This window comes from Micromonospora halotolerans (assembly GCF_032108445.1).
Classification (GTDB): domain Bacteria; phylum Actinomycetota; class Actinomycetes; order Mycobacteriales; family Micromonosporaceae; genus Micromonospora; species Micromonospora halotolerans.
The window spans coordinates 6,558,562-6,572,768 of record NZ_CP134876.1; the positions used below are offsets into that span (position 1 = coordinate 6,558,562).

General features: G+C 69.5%; 19 protein-coding genes. 8 read left to right on the forward strand and 11 right to left on the reverse strand.

Annotated features, from left to right (window positions below):
* Positions 1-37: 37 nt before the first annotated feature.
* Positions 38-1,249: an LCP family protein gene (locus RMN56_RS30750; protein ID WP_313721368.1), complete on the reverse strand. Its 1,212-nt coding sequence runs from the start codon at positions 1,247-1,249 to the stop codon at positions 38-40.
* Positions 1,250-1,392: 143 nt separating this feature from the next.
* On the opposite strand from RMN56_RS30750, the gene RMN56_RS30755 reads away from it, so the two are divergent.
* On the forward strand, positions 1,393-1,821 hold the full coding sequence (locus RMN56_RS30755) for a PPOX class F420-dependent oxidoreductase (protein ID WP_313721369.1): 429 nt from the start codon (positions 1,393-1,395) through the stop codon (positions 1,819-1,821).
* Between the two features lie 18 nt (positions 1,822-1,839).
* Here the strand turns inward: RMN56_RS30755 and RMN56_RS30760 are convergent, their stop codons facing one another.
* Positions 1,840-3,033 (reverse strand): thiolase family protein, encoded by a 1,194-nt coding sequence (locus RMN56_RS30760; protein ID WP_313721370.1) that lies wholly within the window; start codon positions 3,031-3,033, stop codon positions 1,840-1,842.
* A gap of 139 nt (positions 3,034-3,172) precedes the next feature.
* Here RMN56_RS30760 and RMN56_RS30765 point away from each other — a divergent pair, with 139 nt between their 5' ends.
* Positions 3,173-3,748, forward strand: a complete 576-nt coding sequence (locus RMN56_RS30765) for a TetR/AcrR family transcriptional regulator (RefSeq protein WP_313721371.1) — start codon at positions 3,173-3,175, stop codon at positions 3,746-3,748.
* Between the two features lie 4 nt (positions 3,749-3,752).
* Here RMN56_RS30765 and RMN56_RS30770 read toward each other — a convergent pair whose 3' ends face one another.
* The 3 genes from RMN56_RS30770 to RMN56_RS30780 all read right to left on the reverse strand — a co-directional run bounded on the left by RMN56_RS30770 (position 3,753) and on the right by RMN56_RS30780 (position 6,092).
* On the reverse strand, positions 3,753-4,889 hold the full coding sequence (locus tag RMN56_RS30770) for a CaiB/BaiF CoA transferase family protein (RefSeq protein ID WP_313721372.1): 1,137 nt from the start codon (positions 4,887-4,889) through the stop codon (positions 3,753-3,755).
* A gap of 207 nt (positions 4,890-5,096) precedes the next feature.
* A complete protein-coding gene (locus RMN56_RS30775; RefSeq protein ID WP_313721373.1) occupies positions 5,097-5,555 on the reverse strand; it encodes an SRPBCC family protein in 459 nt (152 codons plus the stop codon).
* A 39-nt stretch (positions 5,556-5,594) separates the two neighbouring features.
* Complete coding sequence (locus RMN56_RS30780; protein ID WP_313721374.1) at positions 5,595-6,092, reverse strand: YcxB family protein; 498 nt, start codon at positions 6,090-6,092, stop codon at positions 5,595-5,597.
* 277 nt (positions 6,093-6,369) lie between these two features.
* On the opposite strand from RMN56_RS30780, the gene RMN56_RS30785 reads away from it, so the two are divergent.
* On the forward strand, positions 6,370-6,843 hold the full coding sequence (locus RMN56_RS30785; RefSeq protein WP_313721375.1) for a hypothetical protein: 474 nt from the start codon (positions 6,370-6,372) through the stop codon (positions 6,841-6,843).
* Positions 6,844-6,864: 21 nt separating this feature from the next.
* On the opposite strand, the gene RMN56_RS30790 is transcribed toward RMN56_RS30785, so the two are convergent.
* Positions 6,865-7,251 carry a DUF302 domain-containing protein gene (locus RMN56_RS30790; RefSeq protein WP_313721376.1) on the reverse strand — a complete coding sequence of 129 codons (387 nt, stop codon included), beginning with the start codon at positions 7,249-7,251 and terminating at the stop codon, positions 6,865-6,867.
* A 250-nt stretch (positions 7,252-7,501) separates the two neighbouring features.
* Between RMN56_RS30790 and RMN56_RS30795 the strand changes: the two genes are divergently transcribed.
* The 3 genes from RMN56_RS30795 (at position 7,502) to RMN56_RS30805 (ending at position 8,845) form a co-directional block, all read left to right on the forward strand.
* On the forward strand, positions 7,502-7,981 hold the full coding sequence (locus tag RMN56_RS30795) for a heme-degrading domain-containing protein (RefSeq protein ID WP_313721377.1): 480 nt from the start codon (positions 7,502-7,504) through the stop codon (positions 7,979-7,981).
* A gap of 247 nt (positions 7,982-8,228) precedes the next feature.
* The gene (locus RMN56_RS30800) at positions 8,229-8,501 is read left to right on the forward strand and encodes a hypothetical protein (RefSeq protein ID WP_313721378.1); all 273 of its coding nucleotides are present in this window, start codon (positions 8,229-8,231) and stop codon (positions 8,499-8,501) included.
* On the forward strand, positions 8,498-8,845 hold the full coding sequence (locus RMN56_RS30805) for a hypothetical protein (RefSeq protein ID WP_313721379.1): 348 nt from the start codon (positions 8,498-8,500) through the stop codon (positions 8,843-8,845). Before RMN56_RS30800 ends, RMN56_RS30805 begins: the two co-directional genes overlap by 4 nt.
* 198 nt (positions 8,846-9,043) lie before the next feature.
* On the opposite strand, the gene RMN56_RS30810 is transcribed toward RMN56_RS30805, so the two are convergent.
* From RMN56_RS30810 to RMN56_RS30820, 4 genes are all read right to left on the reverse strand, one after another.
* Positions 9,044-10,117 carry a DUF1963 domain-containing protein gene (locus RMN56_RS30810; protein ID WP_313721380.1) on the reverse strand — a complete coding sequence of 358 codons (1,074 nt, stop codon included), beginning with the start codon at positions 10,115-10,117 and terminating at the stop codon, positions 9,044-9,046.
* On the reverse strand, positions 10,117-10,596 hold the full coding sequence (locus RMN56_RS30815) for a hypothetical protein (protein ID WP_313721382.1): 480 nt from the start codon (positions 10,594-10,596) through the stop codon (positions 10,117-10,119). The genes RMN56_RS30810 and RMN56_RS30815 overlap by 1 nt, the downstream gene beginning before the upstream one ends.
* A 129-nt stretch (positions 10,597-10,725) precedes the next feature.
* On the reverse strand, positions 10,726-11,355 hold the full coding sequence (locus RMN56_RS32820) for an RICIN domain-containing protein (RefSeq protein ID WP_376787244.1): 630 nt from the start codon (positions 11,353-11,355) through the stop codon (positions 10,726-10,728).
* A 194-nt stretch (positions 11,356-11,549) separates the two neighbouring features.
* Positions 11,550-12,272 (reverse strand): SDR family oxidoreductase, encoded by a 723-nt coding sequence (locus RMN56_RS30820; RefSeq protein WP_313721383.1) that lies wholly within the window; start codon positions 12,270-12,272, stop codon positions 11,550-11,552.
* A 70-nt stretch (positions 12,273-12,342) separates the two neighbouring features.
* Between RMN56_RS30820 and RMN56_RS30825 the strand changes: the two genes are divergently transcribed.
* Positions 12,343-13,140, forward strand: coding sequence for a helix-turn-helix transcriptional regulator (locus RMN56_RS30825; protein WP_313721384.1), 798 nt, complete (start codon positions 12,343-12,345; stop codon positions 13,138-13,140).
* Between the two features lie 312 nt (positions 13,141-13,452).
* On the opposite strand, the gene RMN56_RS30830 is transcribed toward RMN56_RS30825, so the two are convergent.
* Positions 13,453-13,815 (reverse strand): YciI family protein, encoded by a 363-nt coding sequence (locus RMN56_RS30830; protein ID WP_313721385.1) that lies wholly within the window; start codon positions 13,813-13,815, stop codon positions 13,453-13,455.
* On the opposite strand from RMN56_RS30830, the gene RMN56_RS32930 reads away from it, so the two are divergent.
* Positions 13,814-14,161, forward strand: a complete 348-nt coding sequence (locus RMN56_RS32930; protein WP_512699741.1) for a DUF7003 family protein — start codon at positions 13,814-13,816, stop codon at positions 14,159-14,161. The genes RMN56_RS30830 and RMN56_RS32930 overlap by 2 nt on opposite strands.
* Positions 14,162-14,207 lie beyond the last annotated feature (46 nt).

Here is a 14,207-nt window from a genome sequence, read left to right on the forward strand (position 1 = left end):
TCACTCACCTGCGACCTTGCCCACTCCGCAACAGACCCTAGTGCGCCGGGGACGCCGGGCCGGAGTCGGCCACCCAGGTCGGGTGGGTCGCGACGAACGCGGCGACCGTGTCGTCGCGTACCGCGTGGAGCAGCTGCATGCTGGTGGGGTTGAGGATCTCGGCGCTGCCGACGCCCGGCACGGTACGGCTGTTGAAGGTGCCGCCGTTGGTCTTGAGCGTGGTGATCGCGTCGGGCTTGACACCGCGCATGGCGAAGGCCCAGTCGGCGAGCGGGATGCCGCCGTCGTCCACGGTCATGGTGCGGCCGACCGCCGACAGCAGCCCGGGCAGCTTCGTCGGCGAGTCCAGCCCCTTACTGACCACCTGGGCGAGCACGGCCTTGACGAACTGCTGCTGGTGGCGCTGCCGGCCGTAGTCGAAGTCGTGGTTGGCCAGCAGGTCCCGCTGCCGGACGAAGTCCAGCGCCTGCGCCGGGTCGAGGCAGTGCTGGCCCTTGGTGTAGACGTTCGGGGTGACGCCGGGGATGCGGTGGTTGACCGTGCCGTCCGGGTTGATCGCGTACGGCGCGGCGGGCCTGCCGGCGGCGTCGTGCCCGACGTGGATCGAGGTGGTGGTCTCGTCGACGTACATGCAGACCTGGCCGAGAACCTGGACGATCTTCTTGAAGCCCTGGAAGTCGATGATCCCGCCGGCGTCGGGGGTGATGCCGGTCAGGTCGCGGACGGTCAGCGCCAGCAGTTCGAAGCCGTGCGAGAGCGCCGCGGAGCCGGTCAGCCCCCGGCTGCCGAACGCGAAGGCCGCGTTGATCTTGTTCTGCCCGCCGCGGAACGGCGTGGCCCCGTTGTCGTAGGCGGGGATGGTGACCAGCGAGTCCCGGGGCAGCGAGACCAGGTACGCCTGGGTGTGGTCGGCCGGGATGTGCAGCAGGATGATCGAGTCCGCGCGGGTGAGCTGGCTCGGGTCCTGGTTGGCGCGGGTGTCGACGCCGACGAGCAGGATGTTCTTGGCCCCGGTGATCGTCCGGTGCTGCTCGGCGGGCGCGGCGGCGGCACCCAGGAGGTTCTGCTGGGTGACCTCGCCGGTCGCCGCGTGCAGCAGGTAGGCGCTGCCGCCCAGCGCCACGCCGCTCAGCGTCATGAGGGTGGTGCCGACCGCCACGCACCACCGGGCCCACCGCGGCCACGGCCGCCGCGCGGACCGGCGCGGCGGGACCGGACCGGCCGGTCCGGCGGTGATGGGGTACGACACGGTGTGATCTCCCAGGTCAGAGGGGGTGGCGAGGCCGGTCCAGGGTATGCCGGGCCCGGCCGGCCGGACAGGTCGCGCGGCTGTGAACTGGCTGGGAGCGGGCACCGGCCGGCGGCGTCGGGGTGGTGGGCCAGAATGGGCGCATGGCGCAGCGGATGAGCGACGACCAGTGGCGGGCCTTCGTCACCTCCGGCACCCGGACCGGGAAGCTCGCCACCGTGCGGGCCGACGGCTCCCCGCACGTGGCCCCGATCTGGTTCGTGCTCGACGGCGACGACCTCGTCTTCAACACCGGCCGCGGCAGCGTGAAGGGGCGCAACCTGGTCCGCGACCCGCGGGCGGCGCTGACCGTGGACGAGGAGCACGCGCCGTACGCGTTCGTGACCCTCCGGGGCCCGGTGACGATCAGCGAGGACCCGGCCGAGTCGCTGCCCTGGTCCACCCGGATCGCCGCCCGCTACATGGGCGCCGACCGCGCCGAGGAGTACGGCCGGCGCAACGCCGTGCCCGGCGAGCTGCTGGTCCGGCTGCACGCCGAGCACGTGGTCGCGTTCAGCGGCATCGCGGACTGAGCTGCCGCGCCCGGCCGGTCAGCCGTCGAGGCGTTCGATGATGGTGGCGTTGGCGGTGCCGCCGGCCTCGCACATGGTCTGCAGGCCGTAGCGGCCGCCGGTGCGTTCGAGGACGTGCAGCAGGGTGGTGGCGAGGCGGGCGCCGCTGGCACCGAGCGGGTGGCCGATGGCGATGGCGCCGCCGTCGACGTTCACCTTCGCCGGGTCCGCGCCGGTCTCGGCCAGCCAGGCCAGCACGACCGACGAGAACGCCTCGTTGACCTCGAATGCGTCGATGTCGTCGATGGCGAGGCCGGCCCGGGCGAGCACCTTGGCGGTGGCCGGGATGATGCCGGTGAGCATCATGATCGGGTCGTCGCCGACCACGGTGGCGGTGTGGATCCGGGCCCGGGGCCGCCAGCCCCGGCGGCGGGCGGTCTCGCCGGTGGTGAGCAGCAGGGCCGCCGCGCCGTCGTTGAGCGGGCTGGAGTTGCCGGCCGTGACCTTCCAGTCCAGCTCGCCGAAGCGGGCGGTCCAGTGGTCGGCGGCGAACGCCGGCGGCAGCTCGGCGAGGCGGGCCGCCGTGGTCCCGGGCCGGACGGTCTCGTCCATGGCGAGGTCGACGCCGGGCAGCGGGGCGACCTGGCCGCCGAACCGCCCCTGCCGCCACGCCTCGGCGGCCCGGTGGTGGCTGGTGGCGGCGTACTCGTCGAGACGGGTGCGGGACAGGTCCCACTTGCGGGCGATCAGCTCGGCGGCGATGCCCTGCGGGACGAGCCCGCCCGGGTAGCGCGCGGCGACGGCGGGCCCGGCGAAGTCGGTGCGGACGCCGTCGACCATGGCGGCGCTGCCGATCGGCACCCGGCTCATCGACTCGACGCCGGAGGCGACCACGATGTCGTACGCCCCGGCGACCAGGCCCTGGGCGGCGAAGCTGAGGGCCTGCTGGCTGCTCCCGCACTGCCGGTCCACGGTCACGCCGGGCACCGACTCGGGGAAGCCGGCGGCGAGCGCGGCGAGCCGGGTGGTGTTGGTGCTCTGCTCGCCGACCTGGGCGACGGCGCCGCCGACCACGTCGTCGATCTCGACCGGGTCCAGCCCCGGCACCCGGGCGACCAGGCTGCGCAGCGCGTGCGCGTGCAGGTCCACCGGGTGGACGTCGAGGTACGCCCCGCCCCGCTTCGCCCGACCCACCGGGGTCCGTACCGCCTCGACGATCACCGCGTCGCGCATCGCTGCCTCCTCGGACCATTGCCGGACCGATCGGTCCGGGACTGATTGGTCCGATACTGCGCCACGGGTCGGCAACCGGTCAATCGTCGCCGGACCGATCGGTCCGTTATCCTCGCCACAGACGACCGAAGGAGGCACGATGGCCCGCACCGCCGCCCCGGGCAGCCGGGAGCGGATCCTGCGCACCGCCGGCGAGCTGTTCTACCGCCACGGCGTCCGGGCCGTCGGGATGAACCAGGTCATCGACGCCGCCGGCTGCGGCAAGAACCTGCTCTACACGCACTTCCCGAGCAAGGACGACCTGGTGGCGGCGTACCTGCGGGCGTGCCGGCGCGAGCGCGAGCGGGCCGGCGCCGCGGCGGCCGAGGGGCTGCCCGACGACCCGGCGACCCGGCTGCGGGCGCTGGTCGCGGAGATCGCCGCCACCGCCACCGCCGCCGACTTCCGCGGCTGCGCCTTCCGCCTCTTCCTCGCGGAGTTCCCCGGCGACGCGGGCGAGCCCGGCCGGGTGGCCCGGGACTACCTGCGCGACACCCGCGCCGAGATCGACGCCCTGGTGGCCCGGCTGGACGCGGCCGACCCGCGCCGGCTGGCCGACCGGATCTGGCTGGTCGTGGAGGGCCTCTACGGCAGCGCCGGCCGCCCGGACGCCGCCGCGGCGGCGCAGACCGCGACCGGCCTCGTCGACGACCTGCTGGCCGCCGCGGGACGCTGACCCCTCACCCGGCCAACCAGGCCCGCAGCTCCACGCCGTGCTCGTCCAACCCCGGCGGCGGCAGGTCGTGGCGGGCCGGGGTGGCCGACAGGCGGATCGGGTGGCGCACCCCCGGCACGCCGCCGACCGTGACCACCGGGTCGAGCCCGAGCCCCTCGGCCAGGGCCACCCCGTCGGCGACCGTGTTGATCGGGCTGCACGGCACCCCCGCCGCGCGCAGCTCGCGGAACCACTCGGCGCTGGTCCGCCGGGCCAGCGCGGCCACCAGCAACGGCCGCAGCGCGTCGCGGTGCGCCGTGCGGTCCCGGTTGCGCCGGAACCGGGGATCGTCGGGCAGCCCGGGCAGGCCGAGCACCTCACACAGGGTGCGGAACTGGCCGTCGTTGCCGCCGATCACCACGAGTTCGCCGTCGGCGGTGGGCAGTGGCTCGTACGGCACGATGCTCGGGTGGGCATTGCCCATCCGGTGCGGCACCACGCCCGCCGCGACGTGCGCGCTGGCGTGGTTGGCCAGCCCGGACAGGGCCGAGGTGAGCAGGTCCACCTCGACGTGCTGCCCGACGCCGGTGGCCGCCCGGTGGTGCAGCGCGGCCAGGATCCCGACCGCCGCGTGCAGCCCGGCGATCACGTCGAAGACCGCCACCCCCGCCTTGTACGGCGGGCCGTCCGCCGCCCCGGTCAGGCTCATGAGCCCGGACGCCGCCTGCACCATGAGGTCGTACCCGGGCAGGTCCGCGCCGCCGGCCGCGCCGAACCCGCTGATCGAGGCGTACACCAGCCGTGGGTTGGCGGCGGTGACCGTGTCGTGGTCGAGGCCGAAGCGGCGCAGCGCGCCGGGCCGGAAATTCTGGATCAGGACGTCGGCACGGGCGGCGAGGCGGCGGGCCAGCACCGCGTCGTCGGGATCGGCGAGGTCGAGCACGAGGGAGCGCTTGTTGCGGTTGACGCCGAGGTAGTAGGTCGAGACCCCGTCGCGGACCGGGGGCTGCCAGGTCCGGGTGTCGTCGCCGCCCGGCGCCTCCACCTTGACCACGTCGGCGCCCAGGTCGGCGAGGAGCATGGTCGCGTACGGCCCGGCCAGGATCCGGGAGAAGTCCGCCACGAGGACTCCGTGCAGCGGCCCCGACGAGTCCTCCCCCATGGCCGTTCCCTTCCTCCGCCGGGCACCGCCATGGTGGCCCGGACCGGAGGCCAACGATGGCACACCGACCGTGCTCCGGGTGCCCGCGCCGAGCCCCCGGATCGGATCGAACGACGCACGGCGCCGGCTGTCCGGCGACGGCGTCGAATTGAGAGGCGGAATCAGGGTCCGTCTCCCAACCGACCGACGAGGTACGACCGGGCCGCGCTAGCCCAGTTCGACGAGTCTGGCGAGGTTCGTCAGGGCGATGCGCGTACCCATCTCGTTGTCCTCGGCCGGGACCGCATCCGGGATGCCGTCATGGACGACGGCGACTTCGGTGCCGCCGTCCACGTCGGTGAGCGTCGTGGTCATGGTCATCGCACCGCCGAGCGCCGGATCGTCGGTCTCGAACTCGACGACCTCGACCACCTGCCGGTCGGGCACGATCTTGGCGAAGTGGCCGTGGTAGGTGTCGGTGTGTGCCGTCGACTTGCCGGTGTTGTCCGGCGCCTCGTAGGTGAGCGAGACGCGCAACGATCCGCCCTCGCGCGCGTCGAACTCGTGCACGTGGCCGTTCATCCCGGTCGGCACTCGCCACCTGGCGACCGCGGCCGGGTCCAGCAGTGCCCGAAAGACGGCTGAACGCGGCGCCTTGACGAGTTGGGATACCCGGGTCGAGTACATGGGGGTGAATCTACCGAGCGCTGCCGGCGGCGCATGAGCTCACCGAAGCTGGAGCAGCCCACGCTCGGCCATGAAGGCTCGCAACGTCTCAGCGTCCTCGGCGGACATCAGGCGGCGTGGGATCACGGTGGCCGGCATCCGGCCGACGTACACGATCCAGAACTGAGGCGTGTCCCTGACCTGAGCGACCCCGTCCCAGGCGATGCCGCCGGACTCCGAGCCGCTGCGCATCATGATGTTGTCGTCGGTGATGTCGTAGGCGCCCTCGACGGCGTAGCGACTGGAGCGGCGCCGGGCGCGCCAGCGCACCCACGGCGAGTACGCCATCGAGAGCAGGCCACCGACGACCAGCGCCACGCACAGTGGCGAGATCCGGTCGCCCCCCGCGAAGCTCCGCGAGAGGGCGAAGCCGATCGCCCCGACCGCCGCCAGCACCCCGCCGATATAGCCGTACCTGCGCAGTCGAACACTGCTGAGCGCAGCGGCCACGCGGCCTGGGTAGGTCGGATCGGCTGGGACGTCGAAACGGATGTGCACGTCCGAACGATAGTGCCCTCACCTGCTTGCGGGCGGCGCCTGACTCGCGCTCCGCTGGCCGGATTGGTCGGGTCCGCCCCTTGTCGGCGGCAAGTGAGTGCGCCGCCGGCGAACGCCGCTGACGATTCCCGTCGCCCTCTCCTCAGCCAGGTAGCGGAGAGGAATCACGCAACGCGTCCCGAATGCCTTCATGACGTGGCACGGGATGGGTATGCCGGACGCCGCGGCCAGAGGTCGGCGGGATGCGGGCGACAACGGACAAGGCCGAGGTGATCTCATGGCAAGGAACTGGCTGGCCAGCCTGACGAACGGGATCGTGGCCGGTGCCGCCGCTACGCTCGCCCGCGAACTGTTCAGCAATCTCGACGTGGGCCTCCGGGCTCGACCGATGAGCGACACGCACGAGCGTGCCGTGCAGCGGATGGTGGATCTGGCCCACGTGAACCTGGGCCCGGCAGACCGGGCGGCGAAACGGCGTGCCGGGTTTGGGCCCGTGTTCGGGTTCGTCAACGGAGTGTCAGCCGTGTCGCTTTTCGCGGTGCTCATCGGGCGGCGGCGGCCACCGCTGCCGGTGGCGGCGGGGGTGATCGGGATTGGCGGCATGCTGGTGGCCGACGGGTCGATGACCGCGCTCGGGGTGACGGACCCGCGCCGCTGGGGTGCCGAGGGCTGGCTCGAGGACGCCCTACCGTACGTCGCGTACGGCCTGGTCGCTGCCGCGACGCTGCGGCGACTGAACCGGGGCGGCTGACCCGGCCCGGCGCACCGGAAGTCAGCGGCCGTCGAGCGCGGAGGCGATCTTGGCCGGGGCGTTCAGCGCTGCGAGCTGATCCTCGCCGAGCCCGTACCGCCGGGCGAGGTACGCGGGGTCCTGCCAGGTGACGAGCGAGCCAGGCTGGCCGTCGTCCCGCACCATCAGTCGCATTGGCAGGTCGATGGCGATCTCGGGACGGGCCTGCATGAGCGGGGTGCCCGCCTGCGGGTTCCCGAAGATGATCACCTGTGTGTCGGGCATACTCAGCCCGGCCTTGCGGGCGGCCGCCGCATGGTCGACCACCGCCGCCACCGCAGCCCCCACGCGTTCGGCCTCGGCCCGCAGGGCAGAGACCGTCTCTCCGACATCGCGGGCGCTCCGCCTGGTCACCAATCCGTCGTTCACGGCCGACCCCCGCTCACCGTATCGCTGGGCGAATCCAGCTCATCTTGCCCGCAACCAGGGCCGGTCCGGGGAGGTTTGCCGTAAAACGGCCAGCCGGTACTCCCCGACGGCAGATTCCCTGCCGTGACCGCCCGTGACGTCGGTTTGTGGAGTCGTTGCCCGTGACACCGTCACCAGGCGACGAACGTTCCGCTCGCCGCTTCTGCCTCTGCTTAGATCGTCCTGACGATCGAGGAAGGGAACGTACGCCGTGACGCCGGAGCTTCAGGAGCAGGAAGACCGCCTCCAGTTCGACCGCTTTGACCATGACGACGCCTGGGCCCTGGGAACTCGCATGGTCGAGCTGGCCAGAGAGCGCGGCCACGGTGTCACCGTCGACATCCGCCTCGGCGACCACCAACTCTTCCACTACGCACTGCACGGCACCTCCGCCGACAACGACGACTGGATCGAACGCAAGATCCGCGTCGTCCGCCGATTCGGACACAGCTCCTACCTCGTGGGCCAGACCTACCGCGACCGCGGCACCACCTTCGAGGAACAATCCCACCTCGACGCCGCCCTGTACGCCGCGCACGGCGGCTGCTTCCCGATCATCCTCAGGGGCACCGGCCCGGTCGGCACCGTCACCGTCTCAGGGCTGCCCCAACTCGACGACCACCGCCTCGTCGTCGAGGCCCTCGAACTCTTCCTGGATTCCAAGGGCTCCGAGAAGCGGGCCGTCTCGTGAACGGCCCGCTCCACTTTCGACTATCCGGCTCTCGATGATGACGGAGGGGTCACGTCGGCCGAGCAGGATGCGGTGTTGTAGGAGTGGGAAGCACCGCTGCTGACACGTGAGCAACCAGCGGCCACCGCCCGGGACAGCGGACACCCGCTGCCTGCCGTGCGTGACGCGCGGTCTGCGGCATGACATGCATCCGTCGCTACGACGGATCGATTTGTCAAGGCAGTGGCGGAGCAGGAACGATTCAGCCGTGAAATGCGCGCAGTGCGCCCAGCCGTTCTGGATGCGGGCGGCCGGTGGTGGCGCGGTGCTGTGCTCGGCGTGCGGCGCGGAGCAGTTGTGGTTGCGGCTGCCGGATCAACTGCGCGACGAGATCGACGCGCTGGTTCGCGGCCGAAGCCTGTTCCACGCCATTCGGCTACTCGTGGGGCACGCACTGCGGTTCAACGATGCCCAGGACGTCGTCGCCGCCCGCGTCAGCGAGCTGTCCCGACGGGGTGAGATCGAGCCGGAACCGAAGTGAGCCACGAGTCCCTGGTCGAACGGGCGCGCCGGATCACCGACCGGGTGGTTGCGGTAGAGGGCTACTGGGACGGCGACAGCTTCGGCTGGCACGCACGGCTGGTCGCGATCGTTGCGCGTCCGGGCCACCAGCACCCGCATTTCGACGAGGTCGGCCTGGGATCGTTGGGCGTCGCCGACCCTGAGGACATCGCCAAGGGCCAAGCGGTAGCTGCGGCGCTCGGGGTGCCGTTCCATTTCACCCAACCAGAACGGGCGGACATCGGGCTACCCCGCTGGTGGGACAACTACCCCAGTGGCGTGTCCGATCCTGAGAACGACACCGCGCCGGCGCCCAGCGACTGACTCGGGTTCATCGACTACGCCCACGGCGAGCGGAAACCAGCACAGCCCGGGACATCGCCAGTAACGAACAGACCGCCACCAATGGGACACCAGTCCGCATGATCAAACGCCCTCAACTCGGCAATAGCGGGTGCCCAGCATCTGACGTCGGCATCGCCGGCAACGCAGATCGTGGCCGTATCCGGTGCCGCCCGTGTTCTATGGGATCAACTCAGCCACGGGAAGCGCCTCGTCCAGCCGACCAGCGACCAGGTCGTCGTGACGGATCACGAAACTCCCGTCACTCCGGTAATAGAGCTCGTTGTCTACGGGAAAGCGGGCGAGCGACACCCACTCTCTCGTCAGCCGGTGCGTCTCCTTCTCCACATGGGAATACCATTTCGCGACCGGGATGACGATCTCGCCGATCTTCTCGCGCCACGCGAGGGTCTGCTCCGCAATACTCTTGATTACCTCCTCGTCGGCATACCCGCCGAGATAGGCGCTGGCGTAACCGTTGTCAGGCGGCCAGAGATCGTTGGCCAGAGCACAGAGTTCGTCAAGGTGCGGCAGGTCACGCTCGAGGTCACGGGCCAACTGCTGCTGGAAGGGCGACAGGTCGTCCTCGTCCTCGTCTTCCTCGTCCTCGTCGTCCGCCCCGAACCAATCGGGGAACTCCGCGCGCAGCGTGGCGCCGACGTCGTACTGCTTGTCGACGAACGCGTGGTCGGTGGATCCTGCCGCCACCTCGGTATCGGTGCCGGTCGGCACATACACGACTCGCCCGTACCTCCGCTCCCCGGTGGCAGCGGCCTGCTCGTGGTCCAGGAAGAACAGCAGCGAGCCGTCTGTCGGCAGGCCGAAGCCGTCGACTCTTGGCAGCGCCGCACAGTCGACCGAGAAGATGAACGGCAACGGACTGACCCCGTCGGAGGGCCAGTCCATGCCCACCGGCAGCCGGGGCAACCCACCGAACTGCCCCACCGGAACACCGCTGGATCCTCCGCTCAACCGGATCGACAAACGGAGGTGCTGGATGAACCGGCTGACCTCGTCGTCCGGGATGCCCAACGCGAGCGCTGCACGACGAAGCTGCCCCTGATGATCCATAGCGCAACATGGTGCCACGAGGGCGAGCCCGGCGACCGCGTGCCCCACGGCCCGCACGCGCTGTCGTCGGCATCGCTGCCGCCGTGATCGGGTGCGCACATCTCGGCAGATCAGGATGCCGATCGGTGGCAGGCCGCCGTCACGCTCCGCCACGCGCGGATCGCGGCAGGACAGTGCAGCCATCACGCCGGGTGGTCGAGTTCCGTAAGTTCAAGTCGTAACTGGTCGATTAAGTCGTCGGACAGCCCCCAAAGCTTCTTTCGAGCTTCGCTAGAATCGCCAATATTCCCCCAATGCCAATTCTCGATGAGGTCCAAAATCGGCTTCCAACGAACTCGAACGCGGCTAGAGGACATCAGACGGATGCGTAGGTTAAGGTCGCGGCTTCCGGCGAAGACATCGTTGGCGCTTTCGTTTCTCTCTAGCCCGCTCTTTCTCAAGACGCGACGCAAGCTCGTCACATATTCTAGAATGTCGACATAGTGCTGAAGCCTCCGGTCAAGCAGCCACCTTTGTTGCGAGCGCCGCCAAGCGTGCTCTTCTCGGCGATTTTGGAGCCAATTATTCACTGACACGGTTACGATAGATGCCACAAGGCCGCTAACGACTGCGGGTAGCCATGCCATCGATTGCGGCACAAACGCACCTGCTGATTCGAACATTCCTATACCTTAATTCGGATTGGCGTGGGCCAGGTCGCAGTCCAGGAGCAGGGTTCGGGCCGGCGATCAGTTCGATACCGGCCAGCGGGATGCGCAGCTAACCGCCGCTCGCCCCGTGCCAGTCGATTGTCAGGCTAGAGGAAGCCGAACTACCATCCACTGCTGCCACGGTTCCCAGTGCGTGCTCCACACGTGCGGATCGACTCCCTGATGATCGGCCGCGATGTGACCGGGGTCGAGCGCGTGTGCCGACGTGGCATTTTCGATAACAAATGCCACTCTGTCGTCGGTGGGAATCAGCTGCCATTCGGTTGACCATTTAGGTCGCGGTTTATCGTGCAACCACACCTCACCCCAGTCGGAAGCTGCCCGCATTGTGGCAAGCATCAGCCCTGACGACTCGCTAATGATTTGCACATTTCCCCGACTGGCCCTGCGAATCCGCCATTGCTGCCAAGGCGCTGCATGGGCGGTCCAGAGCGTGGTATGTCCACCGGCCGTAGCGTCAGTTCGCGCATCCAAAGCCAAGCCGGAGTGTCGGTTCAGAATTAGGCAGGGACCGCCGTAGACCGGGTCCCGCCTGAACCGGTCGGCCAACGAAGCGAGCTCATCGGCTGTCAGGCTAATACCGAACCCGAATGCACTTAACCCAGGCACGTGGTTGATCGTAGGACGGGATGGCAAGGCAAGAACGCGGTTGACGGATGTCCGACTGTCGCGCACACGGCAAGGCCTGCGAGATGCATCTTGATCAGTCATGCAGGAACTGGCGGAATCTCATACCCGCCTACCTCTCGGTCATGATCGGAAACACTGTTCTCGGCAGATCCGGATGTCCCCCGGAAGATCGACGCCCGGATCGCGGCAATAGCGTGTGTCTCGATTGGCGAGGCAGGCGCAGCGCTGACTCGGATGCGATGACGCCGAGGTTGAGCAGGTTGCGCGAGTGGTGATCACCACGGCACGCGGGTTCCGTCCCAGGAGAGGAATTCGCCGGTGGGGCCGTCGTCGGGCAGCAGTGCCAGTTGGACCGCGCCAGCTGCGGCTTCGGCCGGGTCTCCGCCGCTGGCGGCGGCGGTCACGTTGAGATTGGTTTTGCGTAGCCCGGGCGCGAGGGCGTTCACCTTGAAGCCGTCGCCGGCGAGCGCCTGGGCGTAGAAGACTGTCAGCGCGTTCAGTGCGGTCTTGGACGATCGGTATGCGGCGAGTGAGCCCGTCGCGGGGAACTGCGGCTGCGGGCCGGTACTCCAGCCCAGTGATCCAGTGCCGCTGGAGAGGTTCACGATCCGGGGCCGGGCGGAGCGGCGCAACGCGGGCAGGAAAGCGTTGGTGACCGCCACGACCCCGAACACGTTCGTTTCGTAAGTGCGGCGGAAGGCGTCAACGTCGGTCTCGGTCACCGGGTTCAGGTCGACCGAGATGCCGGCGTTGTTGACAAGGATGTCCAGGTTTTCGACTTGACGGGTGGCTTCGGCGACGCTCTGGCCGTCGGTGACGTCGAGGGTGAGTAGTCGAGCGTTGCCACCGATCTCGTCGACAGCCCGCTGTCCCCGCTCTGGGTCGCGAGAGCCGAGGTAGACGATCAGCCCGGCGGCCGCGAGCTGCCGCGCGATTTCCTTGCCGATGCCTTGGTTGGCGCCGGTGACCAGTGCCGTGGAATCGTTCATGGTGTTCATGCTGCAACGATGCAGACGGCGACCAAGCCGATCCAGGGATAACCGATACCTGGCTCTGGAGGGGTGGATCATGGCGGGACAGGAGTTGGCGTGGTTCCTTCGGCAGCGGCGGGAAGACCTACGCCCCGCCGATGTCGGCCTGCCCGCCGGTCCGCGCCGTCGTACCCCCGGCCTGCGCCGTGAGGAAGTCGCCCAGCTGGCCCACATGTCCGTCGACTACTACGCCCGACTCGAACAGGCCCGGGGCCCCCATCCGTCGCCGCGGATTCTGGACTCCCTCGCCGACGCGCTGCGGGTCTCCCCAGCCGAGCGGATCCATCTGTTCCGGCTGGCCGGGGCGACTCCGGCACCACCCGCCGGGCCGGTACGCCAGGTCCGCCCGCATATGGTCAACCTGCTGCGCCGCATCCCCGAGGCAGCAGCCGTCGTCACCGACGCCAGCTACGACGTGATCGCCTTCAATCCGCTCGCCGACGCCCTGCTGGGTAACCTCAGGCAGGAGCCCAACCTGGCCCGCCGACGGTTCCTGGGCCTCGGCAGCTACGAAAGCTCCAGCGCCGAAGAATTCGGTCACATCGCGGTGGCGCGGCTGCGCGCCGCCGCCGATCGCTACCCCCGCGACGAGCGCCTCTCCCGCCTCCTGAGCGGGCTGCGCGCCGCCAGTCCCGAGTTCACCGAGATCTGGAACACCAACCCGGTACGAGCCCCTAGCCACCGGATCAAGACCATCACCCATCCACAGCTCGGCCCGCTGCGCCTCAACTGCGACGTGCTCACCATCCCCGACGACCAGCAAGTCGTCTTCATCACCGCCGACCACGGCACCCCCACCGCCCGCGCCTTACGCCATCTGGGCGCTGTCGGCTGACGAAACCCTTCATACACCGAGGCGACAGAGCCACGCGCTCTGTCAGCGGCGGTACAGCGAAGGGCCTTGGAGTCGCCGGACCGGTGGCCACGAGCCGCGTCAATCTGTAGAGCCACAGCGTTCGCACATCGACAGATCCGCGCACACTCAGCGGCAGACGAGTACGGCGAAGCGCTTTTCGTCGGCCAGCTCCGGGGGCGGCACCTGCTGGCCGCCCCCGTGCCTGGTCGAATCCTTGCCGATACCGCAGCAGCGACGTCACCCCGGTGCCGGCCACGTGTCGGCTCAAGCCTCAGCCGACGAGTGACGATCTCATCCCTGCAAGACGCGCCGCGGCTTGAACCGGCGAACCTCCTGCGGCCAGCCGCATGCCTCCGCGATTTTGCCGGCCCACATCCGGGCGGCCGCCTCATCCGGCACGTCCACGATGGTCAGGCCACCCAGGAACTCCTTGCTCTCGACATAGGGCCCGTCGGTGAAGACCAATGCACCGCTTGTGGCGTCTGCGTTGAAGACCGGGCCGTCCTCTTCCTCCAGGCCCCCGGCGAAGACGAATGCCCCGGCGGCCTTGATCTCATCAACAACCGCCCTGGCGAGTGGACCGCGCCCGCGGAACCACTCCTCGGTTTGGTCACCCACCCACTGCTGATTGAAGTAGATGAGGTACTCAGGCATGTCCACTCCCTCTGATCTTCCCCGGACCCGACGTCCGTCTCTGCATACGCTACGAACGGCATCCGGCAGATCCGACACTCGCCAGCTTGATTTCTGTCAACCGGTCAACCGTCGCACTCACCTCTCCTGGCTGAGGAGGGGGAGCTGCGGGGCCGGATCCGGGTCGACATACCTGAGGTTCTGCGGCTGGACGAGTGGAACCACCCGGGCCTGGCTGGCACCTAGCCAGTCTGAGACATTCCGCCAGATTGCCGATGTCCTGACGACCGGCGACCTCACGCCCTACACGCCCAGACTGCAGCCCAACACTCACTGGTCGAACTGGCTGGACTCGGGAAGTCTGTAGCCGAGCAGAGGCCGAGCCGCCCATCGGCACGACCGCGCACCGCGCC

What these genes read in the sequence shown, in the direction of transcription:
- RMN56_RS30755 (WP_313721369.1), top strand. Translation starts at nt 1,393, where the DNA reads ATGGCGCAGCGGATGAGCGACGACCAGTGGCGGGCCTTCGTCACCTCC.
- RMN56_RS30760 (WP_313721370.1), bottom strand. Translation starts at nt 3,033, where the DNA reads ATGCGCGACGCGGTGATCGTCGAGGCGGTACGGACCCCGGTGGGTCGG.
- RMN56_RS30765 (WP_313721371.1), top strand. Translation starts at nt 3,173, where the DNA reads ATGGCCCGCACCGCCGCCCCGGGCAGCCGGGAGCGGATCCTGCGCACC.
- RMN56_RS30770 (WP_313721372.1), bottom strand. Translation starts at nt 4,889, where the DNA reads ATGGGGGAGGACTCGTCGGGGCCGCTGCACGGAGTCCTCGTGGCGGAC.
- RMN56_RS30775 (WP_313721373.1), bottom strand. Translation starts at nt 5,555, where the DNA reads ATGTACTCGACCCGGGTATCCCAACTCGTCAAGGCGCCGCGTTCAGCC.
- RMN56_RS30785 (WP_313721375.1), top strand. Translation starts at nt 6,370, where the DNA reads ATGGCAAGGAACTGGCTGGCCAGCCTGACGAACGGGATCGTGGCCGGT.
- RMN56_RS30810 (WP_313721380.1), bottom strand. Translation starts at nt 10,117, where the DNA reads ATGGCTGCACTGTCCTGCCGCGATCCGCGCGTGGCGGAGCGTGACGGC.
- RMN56_RS30815 (WP_313721382.1), bottom strand. Translation starts at nt 10,596, where the DNA reads ATGTTCGAATCAGCAGGTGCGTTTGTGCCGCAATCGATGGCATGGCTA.
- RMN56_RS32820 (WP_376787244.1), bottom strand. Translation starts at nt 11,355, where the DNA reads ATGACTGATCAAGATGCATCTCGCAGGCCTTGCCGTGTGCGCGACAGT.
- RMN56_RS30820 (WP_313721383.1), bottom strand. Translation starts at nt 12,272, where the DNA reads ATGAACACCATGAACGATTCCACGGCACTGGTCACCGGCGCCAACCAA.
- RMN56_RS30825 (WP_313721384.1), top strand. Translation starts at nt 12,343, where the DNA reads ATGGCGGGACAGGAGTTGGCGTGGTTCCTTCGGCAGCGGCGGGAAGAC.
- RMN56_RS32930 (WP_512699741.1), top strand. Translation starts at nt 13,814, where the DNA reads ATGTCCACTCCCTCTGATCTTCCCCGGACCCGACGTCCGTCTCTGCAT.
- RMN56_RS30830 (WP_313721385.1), bottom strand. Translation starts at nt 13,815, where the DNA reads ATGCCTGAGTACCTCATCTACTTCAATCAGCAGTGGGTGGGTGACCAA.